Annotated in this window: 26 protein-coding genes; 13 read left to right on the top strand and 13 right to left on the bottom strand. The window is 37.6% G+C overall.

Annotated features, from left to right (window positions below):
- The first annotated feature begins 29 nt into the window (after nt 1–29).
- Both M899_RS07770 and M899_RS07775 read left to right on the top strand, forming a co-directional pair.
- Complete coding sequence (locus M899_RS07770; protein WP_021270839.1) at nt 30–1,724, top strand: ABC transporter ATP-binding protein; 1,695 nt, start codon at nt 30–32, stop codon at nt 1,722–1,724.
- Nucleotides 1,717–3,534, top strand: coding sequence for an ABC transporter ATP-binding protein (locus M899_RS07775; protein ID WP_021270850.1), 1,818 nt, complete (start codon nt 1,717–1,719; stop codon nt 3,532–3,534). Before M899_RS07770 ends, M899_RS07775 begins: the two co-directional genes overlap by 8 nt.
- Here the strand turns inward: M899_RS07775 and M899_RS07780 are convergent.
- The 3 genes from M899_RS07780 to M899_RS07790 form a co-directional block, all read right to left on the bottom strand.
- Nucleotides 3,512–4,537, bottom strand: a complete 1,026-nt coding sequence (locus M899_RS07780) for a Ppx/GppA phosphatase family protein (protein ID WP_021270899.1) — start codon at nt 4,535–4,537, stop codon at nt 3,512–3,514. The genes M899_RS07775 and M899_RS07780 overlap by 23 nt on opposite strands.
- On the bottom strand, nt 4,509–5,657 hold the full coding sequence (locus M899_RS07785; RefSeq protein ID WP_021270816.1) for a DNA cytosine methyltransferase: 1,149 nt from the start codon (nt 5,655–5,657) through the stop codon (nt 4,509–4,511). The genes M899_RS07780 and M899_RS07785 overlap by 29 nt, the downstream gene beginning before the upstream one ends.
- An 83-nt stretch (nt 5,658–5,740) precedes the next feature.
- Complete coding sequence (locus M899_RS07790) at nt 5,741–6,415, bottom strand: hypothetical protein (RefSeq protein ID WP_155897148.1); 675 nt, start codon at nt 6,413–6,415, stop codon at nt 5,741–5,743.
- Nucleotides 6,416–6,554: 139 nt separating this feature from the next.
- Here M899_RS07790 and M899_RS07795 point away from each other — a divergent pair, with 139 nt between their 5' ends.
- The 4 genes from M899_RS07795 (at nt 6,555) to M899_RS07810 (ending at nt 10,806) form a co-directional block, all read left to right on the top strand.
- Entirely contained in the window at nt 6,555–7,763 is a 1,209-nt protein-coding gene (locus tag M899_RS07795; RefSeq protein ID WP_021270911.1) for a tRNA methyltransferase, read from the top strand.
- Entirely contained in the window at nt 7,763–8,902 is a 1,140-nt protein-coding gene (locus M899_RS07800; RefSeq protein WP_021270885.1) for a M28 family metallopeptidase, read from the top strand. Before M899_RS07795 ends, M899_RS07800 begins: the two co-directional genes overlap by 1 nt.
- A gap of 63 nt (nt 8,903–8,965) precedes the next feature.
- A complete protein-coding gene (gene mnmA / locus M899_RS07805; protein WP_021270919.1) occupies nt 8,966–10,108 on the top strand; it encodes a tRNA 2-thiouridine(34) synthase MnmA in 1,143 nt (380 codons plus the stop codon).
- A 101-nt stretch (nt 10,109–10,209) separates the two neighbouring features.
- The gene (locus tag M899_RS07810; RefSeq protein WP_021270934.1) at nt 10,210–10,806 is read left to right on the top strand and encodes a hypothetical protein; all 597 of its coding nucleotides are present in this window, start codon (nt 10,210–10,212) and stop codon (nt 10,804–10,806) included.
- Between the two features lie 40 nt (nt 10,807–10,846).
- Here M899_RS07810 and M899_RS07815 read toward each other — a convergent pair whose 3' ends face one another.
- The 3 genes from M899_RS07815 to M899_RS07825 form a co-directional block, all read right to left on the bottom strand.
- Nucleotides 10,847–11,266, bottom strand: coding sequence for a hypothetical protein (locus tag M899_RS07815; RefSeq protein WP_021270923.1), 420 nt, complete (start codon nt 11,264–11,266; stop codon nt 10,847–10,849).
- A gap of 94 nt (nt 11,267–11,360) precedes the next feature.
- Nucleotides 11,361–13,364 carry a urocanate hydratase gene (locus M899_RS07820; protein WP_021270864.1) on the bottom strand — a complete coding sequence of 668 codons (2,004 nt, stop codon included), beginning with the start codon at nt 13,362–13,364 and terminating at the stop codon, nt 11,361–11,363.
- A gap of 90 nt (nt 13,365–13,454) precedes the next feature.
- Nucleotides 13,455–14,894 carry an aminotransferase-like domain-containing protein gene (locus M899_RS07825; protein WP_021270910.1) on the bottom strand — a complete coding sequence of 480 codons (1,440 nt, stop codon included), beginning with the start codon at nt 14,892–14,894 and terminating at the stop codon, nt 13,455–13,457.
- 108 nt (nt 14,895–15,002) lie between these two features.
- On the opposite strand from M899_RS07825, the gene M899_RS07830 reads away from it, so the two are divergent.
- Nucleotides 15,003–15,263, top strand: a complete 261-nt coding sequence (locus M899_RS07830; RefSeq protein ID WP_021270898.1) for a DUF2917 domain-containing protein — start codon at nt 15,003–15,005, stop codon at nt 15,261–15,263.
- Here M899_RS07830 and M899_RS07835 read toward each other — a convergent pair.
- Entirely contained in the window at nt 15,250–16,302 is a 1,053-nt protein-coding gene (locus M899_RS07835; RefSeq protein ID WP_021270891.1) for an agmatinase family protein, read from the bottom strand. The genes M899_RS07830 and M899_RS07835 overlap by 14 nt on opposite strands.
- A 102-nt stretch (nt 16,303–16,404) precedes the next feature.
- Here M899_RS07835 and M899_RS07840 point away from each other — a divergent pair, with 102 nt between their 5' ends.
- The 4 genes from M899_RS07840 to M899_RS07855 all read left to right on the top strand — a co-directional run bounded on the left by M899_RS07840 (nt 16,405) and on the right by M899_RS07855 (nt 20,726).
- A complete protein-coding gene (locus M899_RS07840) occupies nt 16,405–16,995 on the top strand; it encodes a 2'-5' RNA ligase family protein (RefSeq protein ID WP_021270928.1) in 591 nt (196 codons plus the stop codon).
- A gap of 3 nt (nt 16,996–16,998) precedes the next feature.
- Nucleotides 16,999–18,363, top strand: a complete 1,365-nt coding sequence (locus M899_RS07845; RefSeq protein ID WP_021270831.1) for a hypothetical protein — start codon at nt 16,999–17,001, stop codon at nt 18,361–18,363.
- A gap of 78 nt (nt 18,364–18,441) precedes the next feature.
- On the top strand, nt 18,442–20,031 hold the full coding sequence (locus M899_RS07850) for an ABC-F family ATP-binding cassette domain-containing protein (RefSeq protein WP_021270871.1): 1,590 nt from the start codon (nt 18,442–18,444) through the stop codon (nt 20,029–20,031).
- 188 nt (nt 20,032–20,219) lie between these two features.
- Nucleotides 20,220–20,726, top strand: coding sequence for a CarD family transcriptional regulator (locus M899_RS07855; RefSeq protein ID WP_021270887.1), 507 nt, complete (start codon nt 20,220–20,222; stop codon nt 20,724–20,726).
- On the opposite strand, the gene M899_RS07860 is transcribed toward M899_RS07855, so the two are convergent.
- The gene (locus tag M899_RS07860) at nt 20,723–21,709 is read right to left on the bottom strand and encodes an extracellular catalytic domain type 2 short-chain-length polyhydroxyalkanoate depolymerase (protein ID WP_021270826.1); all 987 of its coding nucleotides are present in this window, start codon (nt 21,707–21,709) and stop codon (nt 20,723–20,725) included. The two genes, M899_RS07855 and M899_RS07860, sit on opposite strands and share 4 nt — an antisense overlap.
- Nucleotides 21,710–21,757: 48 nt before the next feature.
- Between M899_RS07860 and M899_RS07865 the strand changes: the two genes are divergently transcribed.
- Nucleotides 21,758–22,306: a YkgJ family cysteine cluster protein gene (locus tag M899_RS07865; protein WP_021270853.1), complete on the top strand. Its 549-nt coding sequence runs from the start codon at nt 21,758–21,760 to the stop codon at nt 22,304–22,306.
- Here M899_RS07865 and M899_RS07870 read toward each other — a convergent pair.
- Nucleotides 22,301–23,833, bottom strand: coding sequence for an HD domain-containing phosphohydrolase (locus tag M899_RS07870; RefSeq protein WP_021270880.1), 1,533 nt, complete (start codon nt 23,831–23,833; stop codon nt 22,301–22,303). The genes M899_RS07865 and M899_RS07870 overlap by 6 nt on opposite strands.
- A gap of 12 nt (nt 23,834–23,845) precedes the next feature.
- On the bottom strand, nt 23,846–24,193 hold the full coding sequence (locus M899_RS17655) for a Crp/Fnr family transcriptional regulator (RefSeq protein WP_021270902.1): 348 nt from the start codon (nt 24,191–24,193) through the stop codon (nt 23,846–23,848).
- A gap of 82 nt (nt 24,194–24,275) precedes the next feature.
- Here M899_RS17655 and M899_RS07880 point away from each other — a divergent pair, with 82 nt between their 5' ends.
- Nucleotides 24,276–24,779 (top strand): YtfJ family protein, encoded by a 504-nt coding sequence (locus M899_RS07880; RefSeq protein ID WP_034728435.1) that lies wholly within the window; start codon nt 24,276–24,278, stop codon nt 24,777–24,779.
- Here the strand turns inward: M899_RS07880 and M899_RS07885 are convergent.
- Genes M899_RS07885 through M899_RS07895 form a run of 3 tightly spaced genes read right to left on the bottom strand, consistent with a single transcriptional unit; the run spans nt 24,763 to nt 26,297 of the window.
- Entirely contained in the window at nt 24,763–25,296 is a 534-nt protein-coding gene (locus M899_RS07885) for a hypothetical protein (RefSeq protein WP_021270838.1), read from the bottom strand. The genes M899_RS07880 and M899_RS07885 overlap by 17 nt on opposite strands.
- A 5-nt stretch (nt 25,297–25,301) precedes the next feature.
- Nucleotides 25,302–26,060 (bottom strand): penicillin-insensitive murein endopeptidase, encoded by a 759-nt coding sequence (locus M899_RS07890; protein WP_021270907.1) that lies wholly within the window; start codon nt 26,058–26,060, stop codon nt 25,302–25,304.
- 6 nt (nt 26,061–26,066) lie between these two features.
- Nucleotides 26,067–26,297 (bottom strand): hypothetical protein, encoded by a 231-nt coding sequence (locus tag M899_RS07895; protein WP_021270931.1) that lies wholly within the window; start codon nt 26,295–26,297, stop codon nt 26,067–26,069.
- Nucleotides 26,298–26,330 lie beyond the last annotated feature (33 nt).

A 26,330-nucleotide genomic window follows, 5' to 3' on the forward strand; every position in this document is an offset into this window, starting at 1 on the left:
GTTGTTGTGTCCGTGTATGATTTTTTCACATGAAATCTTTCGTACAAAAATCCAAAAAAGAACATTATAAACTTTGGTCAGACTTTATATTAAAGTACTGGCCAATCTATCTCTCAGGCGTATTGGCCGTTCTTGTGACCGACTTCTGTCAAGTTTACTACACGAGGGCCATGGGCTGGGTACTCGACTTTTTTACTAAAAAAAGTTTTCCTATAGAAAGTGAGTGGTCTGACAAAGAAAAGTTTTTCTACCTCTTCGCTTTTATGGTTGCAATGCGTGTACTTCTAACTCTTGGCCGTGTCGGTTGGCGTATGACCTTGGCCCGCCAGTCACATTATGCGGCCGGTTTTTTAAAAGAAAAAGTTTGGGAAAATGCGCGCTACTTTCCTCGCCATGAATTGAAAAATATTTATTCTAAAGGTCTGCTGATGAATGCCGCCAACTCAGATGTTGGGGCCTCACGCTTTTTATTTGGCTTTACTCTTGTGGGCGCAGTGGATGTCTTCTTTTTGGGAGTCATCACGTTTATTGCTATGGTTAATATTAGCTGGAAGTTTACGATCGTAACTCTTTTGTCTCTTTCACTTCTTCCTTGGGTGATTAAAAAAATATCATCAAGTGAAGTTGAGCGCTATAAAGAGGCCCAAGAGGCCCTTGATGAATTCAATGATCAAGTTGCACAATCAGTTGGTAGTATTCGCTTGCAAAAAATGAGTGATCTTGGCCGTTTTTGGACTGCGTTTTTAGAAGCAGGGGCCGACAAGTATCGCTTGAAGTGGCTATCGGCCATTAAAATTTCAATTTCCTATATGCCTGCAATCGGCCTTAGTAACGTTGTGGTTTACCTCGTTCTTTTCATTTACGGATTGGATCTATATTTAAAAGGCGAGTTAAGTGTTGGGGATTTTGTGGCCATAAATGGGTTGGCCTTTATTATTCAAGATCCGCTTATTGAACTTGGCTATATTATTTCAGAGTGGCGAAAAGGAATGGCCTCTCTTGAAAGACTTAATCAAATTTTTTCTGCTAAGAAAGAATCATTTCTCTATCGACCTGGCCAGGTAATTTCTGGTCATGAAAATATTTTTAAATTAGATAATGTTTCTTTTCGCTTCCAAGACGGAGACGAGAATGTTCTTAACAACTTTTCTTTGGAAGTTAAAAGAGGCGAGCGTTTCGGGATTACTGGTCCAATTGGTTCAGGAAAGACTGTTCTTCTAGATATTTTAAGTGGGCTTGAAAGGGGTCATGAAGGGGATGTGCATTTTAAAGGGAAATCCTTTGATGAGTACTCACATACAGACCTTAGAAAAGAAATCGCCTATGTCCATCAAAGACCTTTTCTCTTTGCAGATACTATAAAGGCCAATGTCTCATTAGATATGACTATGTCTGAAGAAGAAATTTGGAAGATTCTGTGGATTGCATGTCTTGATGAAGATGTGAAGAGATTTGAAAAAGGATTAGAAACACCTCTTGGAGAGTGGGGGGTGAATTTGTCTGGGGGACAAAAACAGCGTCTCTCCCTTGCGCGTGCCCTTGCTCGTAATCCTGATGTCCTTCTTTTAGATGATTGTCTCAGTGCTGTCGATACAGTGACTGAGGAGAAAATTTTGTCGCGCATTGATGAATACTTGGCACAAACGACAGTGATTTGGGTTGCCCATAGAAAATCAACCCTCAAGTATTGTAATCACATTTTAGAATTAGGTATCTATGAGTAGTTATCACGAATTAGATGATCAAGATGAAAAGAATCTCGACAAGAAAAAGACTAGCGATCTTCGTTCATTATTATTTTTAGTAAAATATTCTAAGAAATATGGTGTGGCCATTGTTGGCTCACTACTTTTACTTGTATTGTACTCGGCCGTGGCCCTCTATTCCTCACGTTTAACGGGATTATTTGTTGATGAGGGGCTTTTAAAGTCAGATCGCAACAGAGCTATTTTTCTTGGTCTATCGGTTGTTGGATTAGAGCTTCTCTCGATTATTTTTCATTGGATAGGACGCACAGTCTTAGCGCAAAGGGCCTCTTTGGTCGTTTTAGATATTAGGAAAGGGCTTTTTCAACATTTGCAAAAGCTTCCCCTTCAATTTTATGATCGTTGGCCCCAGGGGCGTGTTATCACTCGTATTACTCACGATGTAGAAGGACTTGAAAATTTCTTCACTAATTCTTTGGGAAGAATGTGTTCATCTATTTTTATGGCCATTAGTGCAGTTATTGTCATGTGTTCAAGTGACTTAAAACTTGGGCTTATGATTTTGGCCTCAATTTTTCCTGCGCTAATATTTGTGCTCTTAACACGTTCACCTGTTAAAAAGGTGAATCGTAAAATGTCTAAATTTTCAAGTATTATCAATTCCAAACTTACTGAGTTTATTGATGGTATTTATGTCATAAGAAGTTTCGGCCTTGAAGGCTGGTCTATGAAAAAGTATAAGGCCACAATTGATGATCATATTAATTCAAGTCTTGAGGCCAACCTTCTTTATTCATGGTCACAGCCACTTCTGTCTTTTTTGTGTGCTTGTCCACTTCTTGTGTTGATTTGGTTTGGCGGACAGCAAGTAATGGATGGAACAATGAGTGTTGGTCTTTTTGTGGCCTTCACTCGTTATTCGGAAAAGTTCTTCTTTCCAATTATGAATCTTTTTAGAGAATTACATGTTATTTTTCAGGCCTTTACAAATACTGAGCGTGTGGCCAACTTTTTTGAACAAAGTGTAGAAGATGAAATTCTAAAACAAGACGACAATCCTATTTCTAAAGGGGACTTCAGGGGAGAAATTGAATTTAGAGATGTCTCAATGGGTTATGACGATAATTCGTGGGTTTTAAAAAATGTGAATTTTCATATTAAGCAAGGGGAGCGCATTGGCCTTGTTGGCCATACCGGTTGCGGAAAAACCACAACAATTTCTCTACTTTCAAGATTATATGAATTTCAAGAAGGTGAGGTGCTCATTGATGGCAATAGTGTGCGCTCATTTGACCGTACCTTTTTGCGCTCTCATATTGGTGTCGTTTCGCAGGATTCGATTTTATTTCATGGAACACTTCGTGAGAATCTTTCATTAAATACAGATCAATCTGATGAAGAAGTTCTTAGAATTTCTGAGCAAACAGGACTTCTAAAAGTAATGAATGACGCTAAAATTTCTCTAACATCAATGATTCTCGAAGGCGGAGTAAATCTTTCTGTCGGTCAGAGACAATTGATATGTTTGACTAGAGTTTTTCTTACTAATCCTTCAATTCTTGTTCTTGATGAGGCCACGGCCAATATTGATCCTCAGATGGAAGAGGTTATTCATAGTGCCTTAAAACAATTAATGGATGGTAGAACGACGTTAATGATTGCTCACCGTTTAGATACTTTAAGCGGTTGTGATCGTTTATTTGTTTTTGAGAAGGGTGAAATTGTGGAACAAGGTGGGCCAAGGGAACTCATAGAAAAGAAGGGTCGATTCTATGAGTTGCACAAAGCAGGTCAAAAGCGAGAGACTACCAACTCGCCTCATCAATAAGTAGGCCATGGGCCATATTAACTTTTAAAACTTCAACATTATTTATATTCAATGACTGCATGTGACCAAGAACGAGAGCAATATTTGTCACATCAGTCTGAGAATATTCACCACCAAGTTCTTTGTCATTCATTTGTGATCTTTCCATCAAAGTCCTATATAGATCTTCTTGGTTGTAAATTTTATCGGCAATTTTAGTTTGGTTTCTAAGTGAGTAGTAATGAACTCCACCAATTCCATACACTTTTGTGTCAGATAAGTTTCTAAAGGCCACAGGTACTTTTTTTGCGTATTCTTTAGAAAGTTGAAGAGCGCGTAGAGCTCGCTCTTTTCTCAGAGGGTTTGGTGTTTGCGCATTTTTGTTATAATACTTTTTTAAAACAGCATCTTTGAAACTGACGGAAGCAATTTTTCCTAAGTAGTAATTCCACTTACCATCAATATTTTTAGTCATCTGTTGAGAACCACCACCGATGTCCCAAACCATAAAACTTTCGTTTTTATTTTTGATATGTCCTAGGGCCCCAAGGTAGCCAAAGCGAGCTTCAGTTTCTTGGTTGATAACTCTCATTTTGATCTTTGTCTTATCTGAAATTTCTTTAAGGGCCACAGCGCCGTTGCCCGCTGTTCTAAATGCAGATGTGGCCATGGCACTAAAGTCAGTGGCCCCCATGTCTTTGGCCATTTTTTTCAATTCACCTAAGGCATTTACGGCCTTTTTCTTAATGTCTGAGTTGAAGTTATTGTCTTTTGCCTGGATCAACGCCTCTTTGAATGGCACTCCACGCTGGGCCTCGAGAAGGATGCTCACAAGTTTGTGTTCGCATTTATCGACTTCAGCGACAACCATTTTTGTAGAGCCTGAGCCCACATCAAAGGCCGCTCTTTTTACGAGACAGGCTGAATTTGAAGTTTCGTTTTTTGTTGTAGATGCGCAGCCACTGATAACAAGGGCCGCGCTAATGATAATAAAATTACGCGCGATAGACGAAGGCCTTTTCACGTACACTCCTAATAGTTTGGTTTATTGTACTCTTCGTTTCGTTCTTATTGTCTTTATTCTGAAGAGAATCTTTGTACATTTTTACAATGGCCTTACCAATACATTTTGCCATAACTGGTGGCACAGCATTTCCAATTTGTCTCCACTGTGCAGATAGTGTTCCTTCAAATACGAAATCATTTGGAAAACTTTGCAAGCGTGCCGCCTCTCTTTGAGTTAAGTAGCGGTGCTCAACAGGGTGGAAGTAGCTATGTCTATGAGTCATAATTGTCGGGCTTGGTTTACTACGATCTAATCTTTGGTATTTTGTTTGACGGAAACGATTTTCTTTTAGATTTTTCCAATCAACACCTAGATAAAGTGATTTTGTTAGGAAAGCTTTTTCATCTTTCTCATAACGAATCCCTTGACCTTCAGGAATGCGCATAAGTCTTTTTTCATCAATTTTTGATTTAACTTTAGCACTTGCAAGGTCATGGTTATGGATCATTCCGTCTTTTGCTTGCAGGTCAAGTAGAGCTTCACCTACAGTTACTGGCGCTTTATAAGTTTTGGCCATAATTGTATCGTGAGTAACTTTTGGAAATTCAATTTGAGAATTGATTCTTGAACCAATGATAATAGTTCTTCTTCTACGCTCAGGAACACCATAGCGCTCTGAAGACATGACTTGTACATCTAAGATATATCCAAGCTTGTAGAATTCTTTGAAAATGCTCTTTAATGTATTCTCATTTTTCTTTGCAAGAAGTCCTGTTACGTTTTCAATGACGACGTAGTAAGGATTTGTTTCTTTCACTATACGAACGAATTCGCGAAATAGTGAGTTTCTTGCATCTTTTGGATCACCTAATCCAACGGTTGAAAAACCTTGGCATGGAGGACCACCGACAACAACGTGAACTTCTTGATTATCAAGGTGCTCTTTTAAAGTTGATTTTGTAAGCTTTCTTACGTCGCCACAGTAGAATTTAGCGTGCTTGTGATTGCGAAGGAATGTTTGACCTGCAAATTTGTCAGCATCAACACCTAAAATACAATTAAGTCCCGCCATTTCTAGGCCACATGAAAGGCCACCAGCTCCTGAAAATACATCGATAAAGTTCAATTTTTTGACCATTGTGTAATCTGTCTCTTGTTGTTGGTTTAAAAGAAAAAAGTACAATGATATTATGAATTTACCAGAGAGTAAGTGTCAACTAATTAGCCGATCTTTTTTAGCTCGTTTTGGAGCTCGATGTTATTGAACACTAAGACTTCGTCTTTCTTGCGCTCCACAGGGAGTTTTTCCACTTTTTTTGTGGTTTCCATGCATTGGAACGTACCGTCATTTTTGCGAATGATGATTTTGTCTGATAGCTCGGTCCATAGATCTAAATTTTTGGACAAAATAAGAAAACTTGTATTTTCTTTTTCGTTTTTTAGAAGAATCGCTTTTTTTAATAATTTTAATTGAAAGTGACTCAAGTGCTCATCAATACCATCGAGAATGATCATCGGACAATTGCGTAAAAAGGATTTTACAATACTTGCTAGAATAAGTTCTTCTTTATTGGCCTCGCTTGGAAGGTCATTCAAATTTTTAATTTGGAAGAAAAGGGATTTGAGTGCTGGTCTCATATGTAATCTTTCTTGAATGATTTGTTCTTGATCATAGCAAAGTGTCTGAGTATCAGACTCGAGCATTATGTTTTGAAGAAGGGAAAGGTTTTTTACAAAATTCTGTCCTTCATCAACATGAGCAAATTGATAGTAGGCCTTCATGCCTAAATACCTAAGGGCCACAAGGCCATTTTTAAGTCCTGATTGATAGGCCTTTTGCTTTGGAGACATGAATATGATGTCACCAGCGACGATCTTTTTTGCTTGATTTTTCATGCCTTCTTTATCGGGAAATAAAGTGTAAAACTTAATAATTGTTGCACATTTTAGTCTTTTTTCGGAAATATCCTCCAACTTTATCTCCCTGCAATTATTGGACTATAATGAAAGAGTCCATTATTTGAGGAGGCGGTGATTGAGTACAATCATTATTGGCATGGATGGCAAAATTGAATCTTTGGTAGCGGCCTATTTGTTAAAAAAGCAAGGGCATCGCTGTATAGGTGTCAGTGTTGCTTGTTCAACTGGAAATGCAACTGTTGATAAAATTATGGCCCCTTGGATGCCTGAGAATTTAGAAAATATAAAATCCTACTGTGACCAATTGGAGATTCCTTATTACGCAACTGATGGTAGTGGAGAATTTTATGATCAGATCATTGATCGTATTGTCGCTGCCAAATTGCAAGGTATACGCTATAACCCTCTTCAAGATTTTAATAAACTCATTATCAGTAAACTCATCGAAAAGAAGAAAGTTTTAGGCGCCGATTTTGTGGCCACAGGTCACTTTGCAAAAATCTATAAAAATCAAATCACCCATGAGTTTCATCTTCTGACTTCAAATGATGAAGAAAATGACGAAAGTTATGGTGTCGCATCAATCGATAGTTCTTTTTATGAGCACCTGATGTTCCCTTTGGCCGACATTCGACGTTTTGAATGTGAAAAGATCTATGCACTCATGGGTATCAAAGTCAAAAGAGATTACAAGCAATTAAAAGAAGAGCGTCATGATTTCGATCTTCAAAAAGAAGTTAATCTTCTTACCAAGGAGTTGTCTTCACCTCATTTTGTAAAAGAAGGAACCGTTTTTAGCTATTATGATTCGCGCTCTCTTGGTGAACATGAGAGTACACTCGATTTTTATCTTGGATTAGATAAATTTAACTTTAAGGCCAGTGCTCCAGTTGAAAAGGGCTTGATTGTTGGTAAAATTGTTCCAAGTACGGGGTTAATTTTCTTAGTTAAAGAAGAATCGATGAAGTGTTCGCATATTTATGTTGAGGAATTTGTCTGTGAAGATAAATTAGATGTTTCTATGCCGATGAATTGCTTTTTTAAGATGTCGGCCAATTCTGAAAAAATTGCGTGTACATTGTACATGAAAAATAATGGTGCCGCTTTGATTGAGCTTAAAGAAGAAATTAACGAACTCATTCCTCAGGGTCTCGCCTTGGCCTTTTACTCACGTAAAGGTGTTGGGGCAAAGGTTCTTGGCCGTGCACGGATACGTAGTTTTGGTTATTATGAAAACTCAGAGTATCGCTATCTTCCTCTTACTAAGGACGAGGAGGATGTTGTTAAAAAACCTCTGGTAGATATTTTTCAATTGAGGCACTAATGCGTTTTTTAATCATTTTCTTTGTTTTATTTAATTTTCAATCTTTTGCCCTTACTCTGAAGGCGCAAGATTCAACGATTAGGAATAAAACGCAACTTTCTCGAATAGTGAAAAATGTAAAAGAAGATGATCTTATATCTACTCTAAGAGATTTTGTGAGATGTTGTCGTCCCTCACGTATGGCGGGCACTAGTGGTCATGAAATGGTTTCAAAGTGGCTGGTTGACGAGATTAAAAAGCGTGATAATACAAACTCAGGTCTTACTTTTGTTGATGATTTTATCCCTAATACAGAAGAGGCCATTAAAAAGTTTCAAGACAACTTCCAAAAAGAGATTGTCGGACGTTATGAAGAAAAAGATCCCGTTTATAAAAAATGGAACGATTATACAAAATCAATGATTCAAAAAATTGAATCACTCAAAACTGTAACAGGAAAAAATGTAATTTGGGAAAAGAAGGGTGCTAAGTTTCCAAATGAAGTTATCATGTTGGGGGCCCATTATGATACGATTGCCTTTAATAAGGAGACTCTGGTTATTGATGAAAGTGCCGCACAGCCTGGTGCCGATAATAATGGAACGGGTGTTGTTGCTCTTTTAGAAATGATTAATCTCTTTTCAAAAATTCAACTAGAAAAAACTATTCGAATTGTATTCTTTGATATGCAGGAATTAGGTGAGCTTGGTTCTAGGGCCTATGTCTCCAAGTATCTTGAGTCTCTTAAAAAAGAAAACTTTGTTGGTTTTATGAATGTGATGATGTTGGGCTTTGATACAAAGACCAGCGATAAGATTAAAAAAATTGGAAATTTTAAGGCCTATATTCGCGAAGGTCATGGTGAATTTCCTGATTCTGATAAATCTCTCTTCGATATGATAAATCGTGCTGGCTCACGAGTGAATTCATCATTTAAGTTTACACCGCTAGGCAAGGCCTTCTCTCCTGGAGATCATTTACCTTTTTGGGAAGCTGGACTACCTGCTGTCACTTTCACCCAAGATTTTGAAAATGATTACAACGAAAAGAGAAATCATACTTCAAATGATTTTGTTGAGACTCTAAATTTCAAAACTTATCACAAGGCCTTTCTCTATTTGGCCGCAGGGGTTTTGGCCCAAAATTTTGAAATTAAGTAGTTATTTTCACTAGATTTAGACAATTTCATTGATTGGCGGGGCCTTTTTTAGTAAAAGTGCCCCATGGCAAGAATAAACGATCCTAGAAAAAATGAAGAAATCACTGTTATCCTCGGTATGTCTGGAGGAGTGGATTCATCTGTATGTGCGGCCCTATTAAAAGAAGAAGGCTATAACGTTATTGGTATGTTTATGAAAAACTGGGAAGAACTCGATGAAAATGGAGTTTGTCAGTCTGCCAAAGAATTCCAAGATGTCGTAAAAGTTTGTGAGAAGCTAGATATCCCTTATTACTCTGTCGACTTTGTGAAAGAATATCGCGAACAAGTCTTCAAGCATTTTGTTTCTGAATATGAAGCAGGTCACACTCCTAACCCAGATATTCTTTGTAATCGTGAGATTAAATTCAAAGTTTTCTTAGAAAAGGCCCTTGAATTGGGGGCCGATTATTTGGCCACTGGGCACTATTGCCAAAATGAGTTCATTGGTGGCGAAAATCGTCTTGTAAAAGGTAATGATCCAGGCAAAGATCAAACTTACTTTTTGTATACGCAAAAAAAATCTATCTTAGATAAGGTTCTTTTTCCTATTGGGCACCTACCTAAAAAAGAAGTTCGTGAGATTGCAAAAAAATATGATTTGATTACTCACGATAAAAAAGATTCGACAGGAATTTGTTTTATTGGAGAGAGAAATTTCAAAAACTTTCTTTCAAATTATGTTCAATTAAAACCTGGTCGCTTCCAGACATTAGATGGCACAGATGTCGGAGAACATTCAGGTGCTGCTTATTATACAATCGGTCAACGAAAAGGGCTCGGCCTTGGTGGCCAAGGTGAGCCATGGTTTGTTGTTGGAAAAAATATTGATCATAATATTGTATTCGTTGAGCGTGGAGAAGAGCATCCGGCGCTCTATGCTGATGAGCTATGGGCCAACGAACTTAGTTTTGTGAGTGAAGAATTTAATTTAGAACTCCCATTTAAATGTCGTGCAAAGATTCGTTACCGCCAAGAAGATCAAGGTTGTACTATTGTTGGATTTGATGGTGAGCGCGTACATGTTATTTTTGATGAGGCCCAAAAGGCGATTACTATTCGTCAAAGTATTGTATTTTATTCAACCATCGAAGGACGTGAAGTATGTCTTGGCGGCGGAATGATTGAAAAAAGAGGTCCAACTCACTTCGAGAAGGCCAATCAATAAGAGATTAATGTCAATTTTTTAGACACTTCATGTAATCTCCTCTCTAAAGTCCTTAGGGACGGACTTTTTTGTTATTCTTATTCCAATCATGAGGAATTGGGATGTTTATAAATTCACTTAAATTTTGGTTTATTATAATTTTATTTTCTAGTGCCACGCCTGTATTTAGCGAAGAAGTTTCAATTGATTGGAATGATGTCGTTAAAAACCTTGAGTTACAACAATTCTTAGAAGAAATAGAAAAGGAAGAATTTAATTCTCTGATGCGACCTTTTGCTCTTAAAGATATAGATATAAACAAGTACATCCCCGAGGACCTTGAATATTTAATAAATAAGAAGATGGATTTAAAGATTTATAAATATGAGTATCAAGAGGCCTTAAATGCTCTTCAGTTTTTTTCAACATTTTCTTTGATAACGACTAACGCACAGACAGAGGAAGGGGCCCTCCCTAGTGAGAGAGAAGTCTTTACTGCGGTAGTTATCAATGGAACGGCCTATACTATTGCTAAGGCAAATGGGATGAATGAAGATGATGCAAATATCACGCGTTTTATTACGGGGTTTATTGTTGGCCTTCTTCAAGATGGTTTAAAGAATTTTGGCAATGGTAGTATTGAATTCAATGACAATATCAAATACACCGGTGGTGGTTCATCATTTATCAATTTGAGCTTTGAGTTCAAATTACCTTAGGACAAAAAAAAAGGGTCGAAAATGACCCTTTTTTTTGAAGTTATCTAGCTGAGTCGTTAAGTGTTTTCCCTTTACAAGAAGCGATACAGTATTTGAACTCAGCGCTTGGTTTGCTGTAAAAAGCATAGCAAGTTTCAACACATTGTTTTACTTTTTCACTTTCGTTAACTACTTTGTAGTCAACAACATCACACATATAATCAACTGTTAAATCCAGTGCGTACACATCTGAACCAGTGTTGATTTTTGTTTGGTAAAGTTCTACTTCACCTTTTTTAGCGATGAATTTTACATTTTCTTCTTCGTATCCTGTCCAAGTTGTAGCAACATCGTAAGATACGTTTAATTCTTGTGATAAAATATCAAGTGCTTGAAGACCAATGGCCTCTGTACACTCATCTGCCATAACAGGTGCGCTCATTAGTGAAATAAGGGCAAAAGTAGTTAGGAACTTTTTCATTGTGTGACTCCTTTAAGACTTTAAAAGTTGCCCTTAATTCTCAATAAAAACACCCTTTGTCAACGCGTTAATAAAATCTACATCATTGATTTTATTAGATTAATTCATCGCTAACAATATTTGGGATCGTTACTTTTAATAAAGGCTCTTTTTCCATTGCACGTTTAATAGCGAAAATGGCCCCTTCATTTCTTGCCCAACTTCTTCTATTGATTCCATTGTTCACGTCCCAAAAAAGCATGGATTTAATTCTTCTGTCACAATCTTCTGATCCATCGAGAACCATTCCGAAGCCACCGTTGATAACTTCACCCCAACCAACACCACCACCGTTGTGTAAAGAAATCCAAGTGGCCCCTCTAAAAGAATCTCCAACGAAGTTTTGCACGGCCATATCTGCAGTAAAGCTAGAACCGTCATAAATATTTGATGTTTCTCTGTAAGGTGAATCTGTTCCTGATACATCATGGTGGTCACGACCAAGTACGATTGGTGCTTTTATTTTTCCTTCGCGAATGGCCTTATTAAAAGCAAGGGCAATTTCAATTCTTCCATCACTGTCTGCGTAAAGAATACGGGCCTGTGAACCGACGACAAGTTTATTTTGTTTTGCCCCTTGAATCCATTGAATGTTATCACTCATTTGTTGCTGAATTTCAGCAGGTGATTCACTCTTTAATTTTAAGAGAACTTCACAGGCAAGTTCATCTGTTAAATCAAGATCTTCAGAAAGTGAGCTTGTACACACCCATCTAAATGGCCCAAAACCATAGTCGAAACACATCGGACCCATGATATCTTGTACGTATGAAGGATATTTGAAATCACCTTTTTCATTCGTTATATCTGCCCCAGCTCTCATTGATTCTAAAAGGAAGGCATTACCGTAGTCGAAAAAATACATTCCTTTTGCACTTAATGAGTTGATGGCATTCACATGACGTCGTAATGTTTTTTGAACTTCTTCTTTAAATTTTACAGGATCATTGGCCATCATTTCATTTGATTCTTCAAGTGTCATTCCTGCTGGGTAGTACCCACCGGCCCACGGATTGTGTAAGCTCGTTTGATCACTTCCAAGTTCTACATCGATATTGTCCTTATCTAGTCGCTCCCATAGATCAACGATATTTCCTTGATAGGCGATTGAGACAACTTCTTTGTTTTCTTTGGCCTTTTTAATTCTTGGAATAAGTTCATCTAAATTAGCAAAGACTTCATCAACCCAACCTTGCTCGTAGCGAGTTTTAACGGCCTTGGGATTAACTTCGGCCACAATTCCAACACAACCAGCGATAACGGCCGCTTTGGGTTGAGCACCACTCATACCACCAAGACCAGCTGTTACAAATAATTTACCGGCCAAAGTTCCTTTTTCTCCACGCTCTTCCATTAATTTTCGGCCAGCGTTTAGAACAGTGATTGTTGTACCGTGAACAATTCCCTGAGGACCAATATACATGAATGAACCTGCTGTCATTTGTCCGTATTGAGTAACACCAAGGGCGTTGAATTTTTCCCAGTCATCTGGTTTAGAATAATTTGGAATCATCATCCCGTTTGTTACAACAACTCTTGGAGCATCTTTGTGCGAAGGAAATAATCCCGCAGGGTGACCAGAGTAGAGAACGAGGGTTTGCTCATCAGTCATTGTTGCAAGGTATTGCATGGTAAGAAGATATTGCGCCCAATTTTGGAATACGGCCCCATTTCCACCATAAGTAATTAACTCGTGAGGGTGTTGGGCAACGGCATAGTCTAAGTTATTTGATAGCATCAACATGATCGCAGCAGCTTGCTGTGACTTATGTGGATAGTCGTTTATTGATCTCGCAAAGATTTTATAATCAGGTCTGTAGCGATACATATAAATGCGGCCATAAGTTTCCAATTCCTCTTTGAACTCTGGCAGAAGATCTTTATGTAGATTGGCCGGAAAATAGCGAAGCGCATTTTTAAGGGCCAACTTTTTCTCGTCAGCATTTAAGATTTGTTTTCTTTTTGGCGCGTGATTTATGCCAGCTTCGGGAGCTTTTTTTGGTGGTAGTGTTGAAGGGATACCTGCCAAAATGGCCTTTTGAAATTCTTCACGAGTCATATCAGATGTCCTTTTCTAAGTGTGTCAAAGTCCTCGCATTTTAGCGTGGACTTAACACTTTTTCCACTTAGAAGTACACCTTATTTAATGCTATGCCGTAAGAGCTTTTATATGCTCGCCAATAATGCGCAGGTCCTTTTCCACGGCATCAGTCCACTTCATACCAGTACATAATCTTATATAATTGCGGTAGTCGTCGCTGGCCGAGAACATGATACCTGGTGAAATAACGATATTTTTTTTGATCAGTTCATTATAAAGGTCTGTACTATCAACTTCCACAGGCAGCTTTACCCATAGAAAAAATCCACCTTCAGGATTGGTTACTTGGGTTTGTTCAGGAAAGTAGAGTTGAATACATTTTTGAAAGCGAATAATATTATCTTTCAAAATCTGGCTCAATTTTTTACAGTGATTGTCGTAAAATTTCTTTTGTAATAAGTGGCCAACGACCATCTGATTGAGAGCATTAGTTCCAATATTAGAAATGAATTGATGCCTTTCAACTTCTTCTTTGAACTTAGTTGGCACTACCATAAAACCGACACGTAAACCTGGGCTTAGAGTTTTTGAAACTGAACTGCAGTAAATGACATTGTCATCATCGAAACTTTTGAAAGTAAGAGGTCTTTTATCATTGAAGGTCAGATCGCCGTAAATATCATCTTCAATAATGGCAATATTATTTTCTCTAAAAGTCTTAGCAATATTAATCTTGTTTTTATCACAAATATACGAGCCCATAGGGTTGTTAAAATTTGAAATAAAAAGCGCGGCCTTAATATTGGTATTGGTGCTGATTATTTTTTCTAAGATCTCTAAATCTATCCCATGAATGGGATGAGTTGGTACTTCTAGAATTTTTAGATCTAGATTTTGAATAGCAAGCAATGTTCCATAGTATGAAGGAGTTTCGATAAGAATGGTGTCTCCGGGTTTTGTGAGGACTTTGAGTGACAAAACAATGGCCTCCATTGCTCCGGATGTTGCAATGATATTTTCTAGAGGGGCCTTAATTTTCAAAGAAGAAAGTTTTTTTTGAACGGCCTTTCTATAAAATGAATTTCCTGGTGCAAAATTATAGAGAGCACTATGGGTCGGATTTTCTTTAATGACCTGTTTTAGGGCCTTATTAAGCATAGTATTGGGCAAGAACTCGGGGTCTATTGTTGCGGCCCCAAAGTTGTGCATCTTCTTATCACTGGCCGCGCTAATCATACGATAAACAAGATCGGGAATTTCGATTTTCTTGGCATTTTTAGTGACGGTGTAATGACAGCTCTTATCAAGGGTTTGAGGAATTTCATAGGTCACATAAAATCCCGATTGGGCCCGCGCTTCGATAAGAGCATCGTCTTCAAGAAGTGAGTAGGCATGTGTTGCCGTGGCAAGACTTACCGTTTCGTCCTTCATTACTTCACGAATTGAAGGAAGTTTGTCGCCTGGAAGGAAATCTCCGCGGTGGATGAGATCACGAAATTTTGATGCAAGCTTCATATAGGCAAGATTTTGTTTAGTTTTATCAGTCATGAAAATCCTTATTTTAACTGTATTTATTATAATACCATAAAATTGAATCTGTATTTATTTTTTCACTTTGCTATATTGGCAATAGTAACAGTTAACAAGAAGATGTTTATGAATAGATACAGTTTAGATCACCGCAATACATACACTTTCACTTCGGTTAAAGGTCGTTTTTGGGTCACAATTCCAGGTGATCACAAAGACTACATTGTTGAATGCGGTCAACATATTGAGATTAAAGATGCACACGGAACTTTGCTTATTTCTGAAATTGAAGGGGATAGTGGAAGTTTTGTTTTTGAGAAAACTGGTGAAGAAAAGGCGCCACAATTTTCAAAATTATGGCGCGCTTTTATGGTTATCTTTTCTTAATTAAACCCTGAGAAGCAAGGGCCGCTCCTGTGAGTTTGTAGAGTAGTCTCATACCAACATTGGCGTCCCACTCATCAGTCTTTCCTGGCGCAACTTCTACAAGATCAAATCCTACTAATTTTCTTCCTGAATTTACAACTTCCTGAACTAAACCAATCAATTCCATATATTCAATCCCACCTGGTACTGGTGTCCCTGTATTTGGGCAATATCTTGGATCAAGGCCATCAATATCAAAAGAAATGTAAACGTTTTTTGGAAGATTCTTAACGATTTCCTTCGCAATTTTTGCAAAGTTTTCGCCCTTGTATTTTCTTTGCTGAATTTCTGCATCAAAGTAAGTTTTCACTTTTTTGTGATTTGTTACGTAGTCATATTCTTGTTCGCAGAAGTCTCGAATTCCAACTTGAACAAGCTTTTTCACTCCAGGAATTTTCTCTACAACGTTATACATAATTGAAGCGTGTGAGTTTTCAAATCCCATGTATGCAATTCTTGTATCAGAGTGAGCATCAAAGTGCAGAATACCGAAGTCTTTGTACTTTTCAGCATAGGCCTTTATAGCACCAAAAGGTGTCGCGTGATCTCCGCCAATAAGCACTGACATTTTTCCATTGTCCAGTTGCTTTTTAGTCTCTTTGTAAACGATATCATTTAGTTTGTCGCAAAGTGCGTTCACTTTTTTCAATGTCGTTTGCAGTGTCTTGTCTTTTTTTAATTTGTCTTCATCTGCATCGATGATTTTTTTTGCAAGCTTGCGACCTTCTGTATTCATCTTCTTAATTTCAGCTTTTTCTTTTTGTAAGAAAAGACCTACTTGGTAAGCGTCAATATAATCTAGATCGAAGAAATCAATTTGTTCACTGGCCCCTAGAATGGCCTTTGGTCCCTTTGCTGTACCAGCTTGGTAACTTGTTGTAACGTCCCAAGGCACAGGGATATATACAACTTTTGATTCCTTTTCTGTGAAAGGAAGCCCATAAATTCCATCTTTAGCAGATGCTTTAGAATTGGGATCAAAATTGGTCTTTAGGCCCATTGAAATAACTCCTTAAAATGTGAATTCACATTCTATATAATTAAATAAATATTTTGTCAGTAGCTAAACTTTCTCCTATTATGAATGAATAATAGGGACTTCATGAATAAATTTTTCACTTTAACATTCTTGTTTTGTTTATGCTCTTATGCGCTTGCACTAAGTGACCATACTTATTCTCTAGATCGCTCTATTTATAAAGCTATGCCTTATACTGATATCTATAAAAAGCAAGGTGTGCTGGCCTATAATGTTGATTTTGGGCCTGTAAATGCCCTTAAAAAGAGTATTGAAGATATTCTTGATATCAAGTTAAGTGATAGAGGGGAGGCCCACATAACGGTTTTAACACCCCCTGAGTATAAAAAAATATCACCTCATTTAAGTGCTCATGAAATCCATCTGCGTTTTAAAGATGAGATTCAACGCATCCCATTTTCTGTAAAGTGTTTGGGGCAATTATCTGAGAAAGGAAATACTGTTTACTATGTCGTTATTGCTTCAGAGGGTCTTATTGAAATTAGAAAAAAAATTCTTGAAATGGCCAAAGAAAATGCACAAAATGCGCCCATTGATTTTGATCCAATTAAATTCTATCCTCATATCACTGTTGGTTTTATTACCGGTGATATTCATGACAGGCCAAAAAACGTGGACTCATGTTCGTCGCCAAAAAATTTAATAATAAAATAATTCATGCTAAATATTGTTCTTCTCTCACTTCTTTCTTTTTTTCTTGTCGCTTGCGGTAGTGTTCAGTCGAGAACCAATTATGTTGCTATTTCTGGTAACGATCTAAAAACTGTAAGCTATAAAGGTCAGCGCCATTTTTTGCCAGTTGTATTAGAAGTTGATCCCGACTTTTATTTTGAGTTATCTCTCGATAGTAATGTTAAAAATATTAAAAATTATAATTGCGATTTAAATTATACAAAATCTGTCATTCCTAATTTTGCCATGGGGCTTATTTATCCAGTCGGAACTCTTGCCGCTGGGGTGATGGTTTCTGTTGATTATTTAACGGGTCATGTCTTTTCGTGTGATCAAAAGATTACTTTTGGTGATTTTCAATTTCCTAAAAAAGACAAAAAGCTCCTTCTTATGCCTTTTGCAAATGTATCGATTTCCAAGGATCTTTATCTTAAAAATAAGGCCATTGAAAAAGTTAATTCTCAGAAGTTAAAGATTATGAGTGATGATATTTCTGAGAACCTAACCAAGAATGGTATTACACGTGGATTTCCCTATACCGGTAGCTCTGAACATTTAAAGAAAATTTGGCCCCTTGTTAAAAAGAAGGGATTTAATACCGTATTATACTATAAAAATGTCGACGATAAGAAGTTTGAGGCCTATTCACAAAACGTTTATACCGGTCATATCTCTAGAGAAAATAAACTCGATTTTGAAGATAATTTAAAAGCTAAAAAACGTTTTAGAGATTATCTTATTGATGCTATTACATTGATTCCGAACTCATTCACAGTGACTTCTGTAACTCGTCCTGAAGTGGATCTCCACAAAGGTAATGTTTCCACTACAGGCGCCCATGATGTAAACCGTCACCCAAAGGCCTTGCCGCGTTTTGTTCAATATCTAGGTCTTAAAAATATGGCCCATCCTATATTTTATAGAACATGGGATTATACTTTTGGTGTGGCGCCAACTCTTAGTGGCCATTCGTATTCATTAGATCTTAATCCGCAAGTGGTAGATATTATCGATTACACTCTAACTTTTGATCTCCAACTTACAACTTTTACTCCTTTTGGACAATTTGTCATAGAGTATGGAGTTGGCCCCATGTATGTCGACTATAAGGTTCGTCATCAAAGTGACGTCTCTCATTTTTATAAAGTGAATCGACTGGGGATTGGTTATTATGCATTTATTAGCAATCGTATTTTCTTTCTCTTTGGTGTTAGTTCTTATCGTATAAGTGATTTTTACATTAGTGAAATTGATCGACGAGTCGATTCTGTCAATGATGTTTATGTAGGTTTTGGGTTCACTGTTCCAGAAATTGCCGATATGGTAAAAAACTACTTTTTAAAGAAATAACAATAAAAAACATTGCTGTTCATTTTAGGCCTTCCGTGCTATGGTCCGCCTAGTGTTTCATTGAATTAAGGGATTTTTATGATTAGTACATCAAACATAAGTTTAAGCTTCGGCGGCAGAAAATTATTCGACGAAGTAAATATAAAATTCACTCCAGGCAATTGCTATGGATTGATTGGCGCCAATGGTGCTGGTAAATCAACTTTTATCAAAATTCTCTCTGGCGAGATCGAGGCCCAAACTGGACAAGTCGATATTACTCCAGGTGAGAGACTTTCAATTTTAAAGCAGGATCACTTTGCTTATGACGAGTATACTGTCATGAACACTGTGCTTATGGGGAATGAAAGACTTTATAAAATCATGAAAGAAAAAGATGAAATCTATATGAAAGAAGATTTCTCTGATGAAGATGGTGTTCGCGCTGCTGAGCTTGAGGGTGAGTTTGCTGAGCTCAATGGTTGGGAAGCTGAGTCTGATGCCGGAATTATGCTAGCAGGTCTGGGAATTGGTACTGAGTATCTTGATCGTCAAATGAGTGAGCTTACAGGTTCTGAAAAAGTAAAAGTTCTTCTTGCTCAGGCCCTTTTTGGTAAACCAGATATCCTTCTTTTAGATGAGCCTACCAACCACTTGGACATTAAGGCCATTCGTTGGTTAGAAAACTTTTTATTAGATTTTCAAAATACTGTTATCGTTGTTTCCCACGACCGTCACTTTTTGAATAAAGTTTGTACTCATATCGCTGATATCGATTTTGGAAAGATTACTATTTATGCAGGTAACTATGATTTTTGGAGAAAGTCGAGTGAGCTTGCTCTTAAATTAAAATCAGATCAAAACAAAAAGATGGAAGATAAGGCAAAAGAACTTCAAGCTTTCATTCAAAGATTTAGTGCAAACGCATCGAAGTCTAAGCAGGCCACTTCTCGTCAAAAACAGTTAGAGAAATTACAACTGACAGATCTTCCGATTTCAACAAGAAAATATCCATACGTTCACTTTGCTCCTAAAAGAGAAGCTGGAAAAGAGCTTTTAAAAGTTGATGGTATTTCAAAAACTATCGATGGAGTTAAGCTTCTTGATAATGTTTCTTTTGATGTGAATAAGAATGATAAGATTGCTTTTGTTTCTGACAGCGATCTTGCTATCACAACATTATTCCAAATTTTAGCTGGAGAAATTGAACCGGACAGTGGGACATATACTTGGGGTGTAACGACTACTCAGTCATATTTTCCGAATGATAATGCTGTCTACTTTCAAGATGGTAAGTACAATTTAGTCGATTGGTTGCGTCAATATTCTGATGACAAAGATGAATCTTTTGTGCGTGGTTTCCTTGGGAAAATGCTTTTCTCTGGAGAAGAGGCCCTTAAGAAAACAAATGTTCTCTCTGGAGGAGAGAAGGTTCGTTGTATGCTTTCAAAAATGATGCTCTCTGGCGCAAATGTGCTTATGCTTGATGGTCCAACCAACCACCTTGATCTAGAGAGTATTACTGCAGTGAACGAAGGGCTTATTAAGTTCAATGGTACTGTGCTATTTGCGTCACATGACCACGAATTTGTGCAGACTGTGGCAAATCGCATAGTTGAGGTTAATGGCAGTGTAGCTGCAGACAAACTTATGACTTACGATGAATATTTAGAGTGGAAGCTCAATTAGCTGATATATTGAGTTACCATACTTATACACTTTCCTTGTTTATTATTCAGACCTAGTAAAACCTGCTCTGATTAGGTTTTTACTAGGTCTTCTGCTATAATAAAGGGGTAAGAGTTCAAAAAAAGTCTTTTGTTCTTTTCCTATCAAATTTTCATTTCTAACCGTCGATTATTCGACAAGGTGGTTCTGTGAGTACTGAAAAATTAAATCAAAACTATTCTGTTGGTGACGTCGTTATCTCGCCAAAGTTTGGGGTTGGTCATGTTGTTGGTATGGAGTCACTCTCTGATGTGGGCACAAGTTTTTATGTTATTGAAACCAACAATGATAAGTGCCGTGTTCTAGTTCCTCTAAGTGGAAGGCCGCAAATTCGTCGTCCTGCTACTAAGGATATTATTGAAAAATCTTTGGAACAAATTAAAACTGCTGAGAATGTAGTTTCAGCATTTCCTGCTTTCAAAAGCAAGAGAGAGCGAGTTGAGTTTTTTAAAGAAGTATTAAAAAGTATCGATCTGAACACAACTGTAACGGCCATTTGCGAGTTAAACGACATTTCTAACCGTGGTAAAGTTGAAGACCAAATTCTTGATGGTCTTATTGCAAATTATTCAATTGAAGTTGCTGAAGTAACTCAAAGGGATAATGATGAAGCAAAAACTTTAATCTATGATCTATTAGAGATGAGAAAGGCCTAAAGGCCCTTCTCTAAAACTTCATTGATTAGTTTATGTATGGCGCTCATTTGAGCGCCTTTTTTTGTGTGAAAATCACGTCCCGCATGACCCCACCAGTCCCAGCATCCATGGGGGTTCTCGAATGGTAGAGCTGATTTTTTTGCTTGAGGGAAAAGGATTGCAACTCTTAACGAATCTGCCGCCTGCTTAATGCCAGTATTCTCAATATAACTCATTTCGATATGATCAATGGTTTGTGAACAACCATGAAAGGCAACGTGCAATGGGCATGAGTTTTCTTGGCAATATTTCGGTACGTAGAGATAAGCTTCTTTTTGAAGATTGTTTTTTTCTTTTTCATCTTGAGAAAATGTTCTCATCTGACCTGGTTCAACGGCCGTGATAATCTCACGATTAGGGTAGAGGTATGAGAGTGATTCAAGCGCACCGTTGTAATGGCAATTGCTAATATAAGGTGTTTTAGCTGCAGTTTCACAGTCATTTCCGTAATGATTCGTGGGGTAGGCGTGCCCTGCAGGTAACCAGTCGACAAATCTAATATTTGAAGGTTCCAATTTTAAGAGTGTGTAGAGCTTTTTCAACTGATAGGCCACTTCTGGTAAAACGATAGTGTCGTTTGTGCCAGTGAAAATATAGACGCGATCTTCGTAGAGATTTTTTGTCGGATCGATTCTTTTTTTCTTCAATTGAGTTTTAATTTCGGCCATTGAATCTTTTGCGAGTGATTCAGTTGGACCTTTTTTCATACAGTTTGTAAGGGCCTTGGGGATATCACCTGATGAGCAATAAAAGGGTCCCCCTGCAAAGAGGGCCGCACCTTCAACATCTTCACTAAAAGCAATATGGTATTGATGTGCAAAAAATGCACCCGAAGAGATGCCCGATACTGTAACTTTATTTTTCTCGTAAGAAATTGCCAGTGTGTTCGAATATGTTAGTGTTAGAAATGTAATGAATACTGATATATATGTTAAAATTTTCATAATTAAATATTTGCTATTAAAATATGATTAGGCAAGTTAGGATTTTGTTTGAACATCGAGAAAGATATGAGTCACGGAAAAACGTTACAAGAAAATGCAGAACAATTTTTTGATAAAATCTTTGATAAACACAAAGAACAAATGAGTTGTGCCAAAGGTTGTGCAAAGTGTTGTCACACGGATATCTCTATCTTTACCTGGGAGGCCGAACTTATTGTTGATTGGTTTATGGCGCTTGGTGAATCTGATAAAAATAGATTGAAGTCCCTTTGGTTGTACGATCAACAAAAAGGAGAGGATCAATACGGCAAGGAAGCGATGCCTTGTACGTTTTTATATGATAATGCCTGTTCTATTTATGAGGCACGACCTATTATTTGCCGCACTCAAGGCGCTCCTTTATTTGTTAATGATGCCGTAGATGCTTGTCCGTTGAACTTCACTGAACACTTTCCACAAAAGACTGATTGGCTGGAATTATCTCGCCTAAACACTCTTTCATCTCTTGTTCAAATGAATTTTGAAGCAGGATACTCCTTTTTAAATGAGGAGCGAATTGAACTTAAAGATCTGAGAAAAATTCTCTCAATTCTATAGCTGTAAGGTACTCATCTTTCGAATTATTTTTGTGAAGTTACCACCTTTGAACCTCTCTTTTCGAGAGGCCAAATATTCGTCCAAAGTCCAGTTCTCATTTTCCAAAATATAGCAGACAAAATCGTGGGCCACGATGAATATTGCTGCTAGAGGAAGGATGCGAATATGGTTCAGCCTCGTCGGGAATCCTGTGCCATCAGGAAGTTCATGGTGTTGCATAATGATCTTCTCTGCATCTACAGGAGCATCATCAAGTTCTTCGACTAATTTTTTAATATCTTCAGGGTGCTTGATATAAAGCCTTTTTTCTTCTTCCGATAAAGTTGGCTCTATTTCTTTATACTCTTCCAGTGTTTGAATTTTTGCCAAATGAGGATGATCAACTAGGGTGATATCGTGCATATAAGAGACAAAAATGAGTTTCTCAAGAGTTGATTCGTGATTCCACTCCATAATATGTGCAATGGAGCAAGTTATGCGTGTGAGTAGGTTTATGTGATTTTTAACATATGAATTTGGGTCGCGATCTAGGGCGAGTTTATCTAAGAGTTTTTTTAGGGCCGGCTTTTTTGCCATGATTTTTACGGCCTTACTCGTTTTTTGCTGAATTTCTTTTTTGAAGTTTTCATCAATTGCAAATGTGCCATCGAGTCTTTGTTCAATCTTTTTAATTTCTTTTGAAACTTCTTGTTCAGATTCTTGAATATTATTTTCTTCAGTCACAGAAGCTGGGCCTTGTGTGCTTTTTTGTTCCTGGGCCTCGGCCCCTTGACCTAGATTTTGCTGGCGCTCTTTTTTAATTTCAGCGAGAAGATCATTGTAGTCTTGTTTTTCAACGGGAGCAGACTTTTCGACTTTCTTGTCTTCAGGTCTCATCTTTTTATAGGTCATTTTATCTCCGCGCTCTAAAGTGCGGATCGTTGTCTCTATATCCAATGTCATTTGTTTTAAAATCCATTGAGCAGTACGTTTTTTTAAGTAAAGGGTTTCAACGCCTTTTTCTTTGTAGCGTTTGACGTCTTCATCCTCAATTTTGTCGTGTTGCTGATAAATTTTAATATATCGACCGCTAGGCAGTTGGATGTAGACATCTGTTTCTAGGCCCTCAAATGACGTGAGAAGCTTAAAACTAATTGGGCAATAGGGCATGGGTTTGATGAGCGGGTTTTCAATAAAAAAGCCCTTCAGGAAGCGATTCATTTTCTCAATGGATTGATCTCTATTGATAACGGCGGCCTTCTTTGCATCAAGTTCTCTGGCAAATGTATCGTTGGCAATCACAAAGAAAGGAATTTCTTTTTTACTTTTCTCGTAGAGTTCATAGCAATTTTTGATTTCACCAAGGTTGATAGACCCATCGGCAACAATGAGAAAGTAGTCACCAGTTTGGGCAGTAAAATTTTTAAATTCGTTATAACTCTCGAAGCTTTGTACGGCGAAAGAATACTCGCTTTCTAAGTTGAATGTTAGAATATCTGAGAAGGCATTTCTTTTACTTAAGAGAAGAACATTCGTTCTTTTAAACATAGACAACCGCCATTATATCTTTATTCTTTCATTGGCCTTTCTCAGTCTTTCAACGAGAGTCAGGGTGATCTTTTTAAACCATTCTTGCTGAGAGTTTAAAAGCTCATCGAATTTGGCCCTTTTAATTCTAACTAAAGTACAATCCGTATCGGCCAGCACAGAGGCAGAACGAGGCCCACGATCCAAAAAAGACAGTTCCCCCACAAGTTGGTTAGGGTGAATTTTTCCAATCTCTCTTTCCTCTTCTCCAATACCTTTGAGAATTGATAAGTGACCGCTAGTCAGAAGATACATCTCTGTACTTGGGTCTCCTTCTCTTAAGAGAAATTCGCCTTTTTTTAGGGTTAATGTTTCGTTCATGGGCTTAATGATATACGATATTAGTTGAATTACAAAAAAGAATATTTATTGTGTGAAAACTAACTGGAATATGGAGATTCTTATGAAACGTTTAACATTAATTACATTGCTATTACTGTCAACTAATCTGCTTGCAGAAATGATGCCTTTAGTGACACTTGAGAAAGAGGCCGGAGGCCGTTTAGATGGTTCTCTTTGGAGTTCTTCAGAGCTTGTGAATAAAGTCCATGTGCTTTTCTATGTTGATCCAGATGAAAAGGATCTTAATGAGCCATTAAGTGAAAGACTAAAAGCAGAGAATTTTGATCGCGCAAATTACCAATCGATTGCTGTCATTAATATGGCCGCGACTTGGTTGCCAAACTTCGCTCTTGAGAGCTCTTTGAAAAGCAAACAAGAAAAATATCCTGACACAACATATGTGAAAGATTTCGATAAGCTTCTTGTGAAAAAATGGAGTTTAAAAGATGATTCTAATAATGTGATCCTTTTTGATAAAAAAGGAAATGTTCTTTATAAAATCATGGGTGCAGCAAGTGCTGAACAAATTGAAGAGTTCATTGGATTAATTAAGAAAAATCTTTAAGCTCAATTGATGTTAAGCGGATGGCCAAAAGTGCTGTTCGCTTAATTTTTTTCCTCTCACTAGACCATTGTAGTCCGATCATCTTCTTGTCATCATCAATTTCTATTCTCATAAGTCCTAAACCTGGACCCTCAGTTCTTTTATCTTGATCATGGGGCAATTTAGAGGAGTCCAGTACCCAAACTTTTTGTAAGGCACTGTTTGGATCATTCTCTATTTTATAAATGATGGCCATGTGGCCAGAGTCACCATTTTTTGGAACGATGTCTTTTTTCCAGCAAAGAATATCGCCAGGGCCCAGCTCGTTAAAATTTGAGATGGGATTGCCTAGTTTTTTTTGAGCTAATGCATTGTAAAATTCATTAGCGCGAAAGAATGTCGTTGAATTTAATGCGAATGAAATAAAGCTCGCACAATTACAATGAATAACCTTTTTTTTCTCATCAAGAAAAGGATGTTTTGAAAAAACTTTTTCATTATAAGAAATAAAGGAGAGGGCCCGCTCTATGATACTCATAGTCCTTAGCGTTTTGAGCCCCTTCTATCGTTGAATGGGTCAATTGGTCTTTTAGGTTTTTTAACCACAAAAACGGCATTACAGCCATTGCCCTTAGCAGGATCAGGCTGGGATTGGCATAGAGAGTCTTTTTCAGGACAGTTCATTCGAATATGCATATGAGTACTGTGAAGGGCCTCTGGCCTCATTCTTCTAAGGACATTTGTTACGACTTCTTTTCCGTGAGTTTTTTCAAGCTCTGACCTTTTAAGGCAGTAAACTTTTTTAATCGCATTATCTACAAAGATTCGTGTAACTTTTTTTGTGTCAATTAGCTTCATCATAAGATGCCAATTGCGCTCAACGTGGAAATTATCAGTTACCTTTCCACCCTTTACGAAATCTTCCGACCAACGTGATTGATTGGGATTTTGAGTAGTTTGCTTTTTTGTGTAGTAAACAATATCGGCATCAAGACCATTTTGATGGCTTTTGTGGCCCGCGATTTTACCACCGTTTCTAGCTGCGATGTCCCCAACTTGAAGTGGCTCACTCTCAGGGAATTCTGCTCTCATTTCTTGGGCCATTTGCTCTAGGAGCTCGGCCATTTCTGTTGTAGCAAAAGAACGATTTCTCGGTCTTAGCAACTTTAACACACTGGGTGCTTGTTCTAAAATATCATCGGCCTCTTTTAACTTTCCAGCATTATAAGAACCAATGGCCTCACTGGCCTTTGTGTTGGCGGCAATGAGGATTAATATAAGAAGTAAAAATAGATTTTTCATAGGGGTTTAGAAGAAGGTATTGAAGTTGACGTTGTACTTTGCCCTGGCCTCGTCCTTCTTTTTTTCAATGCAATCATTGAGGGCCGCATGAAGTTCTATCTCCTGCAGGCATTTGTTGATGATTTTAAGGACAATTTCCTCTTTATTGAGCTTCTTCGGTCTCGGCGCCTTTGTTGGAGCTGCAACAGCAATAACAGTAGCTGTTAGAAGCGCAACGGCTGCGATGCGTTTGAACATGGAATTCTCCTTAAGAATGTCTTTAATAGTTAA

Origin of the sequence: Bacteriovorax sp. BSW11_IV (assembly GCF_000447755.1) — a bacterium.
GTDB lineage: Bacteria > Bdellovibrionota > Bacteriovoracia > Bacteriovoracales > Bacteriovoracaceae > BSW11-IV.

Coding starts and splice junctions, on each gene's coding strand:
- M899_RS07770 (WP_021270839.1), top strand. CDS start 30: ATGAAATCTTTCGTACAAAAATCCAAAAAAGAACATTATAAACTTTGG.
- M899_RS07775 (WP_021270850.1), top strand. CDS start 1,717: ATGAGTAGTTATCACGAATTAGATGATCAAGATGAAAAGAATCTCGAC.
- M899_RS07785 (WP_021270816.1), bottom strand. CDS start 5,657: ATGGTCAAAAAATTGAACTTTATCGATGTATTTTCAGGAGCTGGTGGC.
- M899_RS07790 (WP_155897148.1), bottom strand. CDS start 6,415: ATGAAAAATCAAGCAAAAAAGATCGTCGCTGGTGACATCATATTCATG.
- M899_RS07800 (WP_021270885.1), top strand. CDS start 7,763: ATGCGTTTTTTAATCATTTTCTTTGTTTTATTTAATTTTCAATCTTTT.
- mnmA (WP_021270919.1), top strand. CDS start 8,966: ATGGCAAGAATAAACGATCCTAGAAAAAATGAAGAAATCACTGTTATC.
- M899_RS07810 (WP_021270934.1), top strand. CDS start 10,210: ATGTTTATAAATTCACTTAAATTTTGGTTTATTATAATTTTATTTTCT.
- M899_RS07815 (WP_021270923.1), bottom strand. CDS start 11,266: ATGAAAAAGTTCCTAACTACTTTTGCCCTTATTTCACTAATGAGCGCA.
- M899_RS07820 (WP_021270864.1), bottom strand. CDS start 13,364: ATGACTCGTGAAGAATTTCAAAAGGCCATTTTGGCAGGTATCCCTTCA.
- M899_RS07825 (WP_021270910.1), bottom strand. CDS start 14,894: ATGACTGATAAAACTAAACAAAATCTTGCCTATATGAAGCTTGCATCA.
- M899_RS07830 (WP_021270898.1), top strand. CDS start 15,003: ATGAATAGATACAGTTTAGATCACCGCAATACATACACTTTCACTTCG.
- M899_RS07835 (WP_021270891.1), bottom strand. CDS start 16,302: ATGGGCCTAAAGACCAATTTTGATCCCAATTCTAAAGCATCTGCTAAA.
- M899_RS07840 (WP_021270928.1), top strand. CDS start 16,405: ATGAATAAATTTTTCACTTTAACATTCTTGTTTTGTTTATGCTCTTAT.
- M899_RS07845 (WP_021270831.1), top strand. CDS start 16,999: ATGCTAAATATTGTTCTTCTCTCACTTCTTTCTTTTTTTCTTGTCGCT.
- M899_RS07850 (WP_021270871.1), top strand. CDS start 18,442: ATGATTAGTACATCAAACATAAGTTTAAGCTTCGGCGGCAGAAAATTA.
- M899_RS07860 (WP_021270826.1), bottom strand. CDS start 21,709: ATGAAAATTTTAACATATATATCAGTATTCATTACATTTCTAACACTA.
- M899_RS07870 (WP_021270880.1), bottom strand. CDS start 23,833: ATGTTTAAAAGAACGAATGTTCTTCTCTTAAGTAAAAGAAATGCCTTC.
- M899_RS17655 (WP_021270902.1), bottom strand. CDS start 24,193: ATGAACGAAACATTAACCCTAAAAAAAGGCGAATTTCTCTTAAGAGAA.
- M899_RS07880 (WP_034728435.1), top strand. CDS start 24,276: ATGAAACGTTTAACATTAATTACATTGCTATTACTGTCAACTAATCTG.
- M899_RS07885 (WP_021270838.1), bottom strand. CDS start 25,296: ATGAGTATCATAGAGCGGGCCCTCTCCTTTATTTCTTATAATGAAAAA.
- M899_RS07890 (WP_021270907.1), bottom strand. CDS start 26,060: ATGAAAAATCTATTTTTACTTCTTATATTAATCCTCATTGCCGCCAAC.
- M899_RS07895 (WP_021270931.1), bottom strand. CDS start 26,297: ATGTTCAAACGCATCGCAGCCGTTGCGCTTCTAACAGCTACTGTTATT.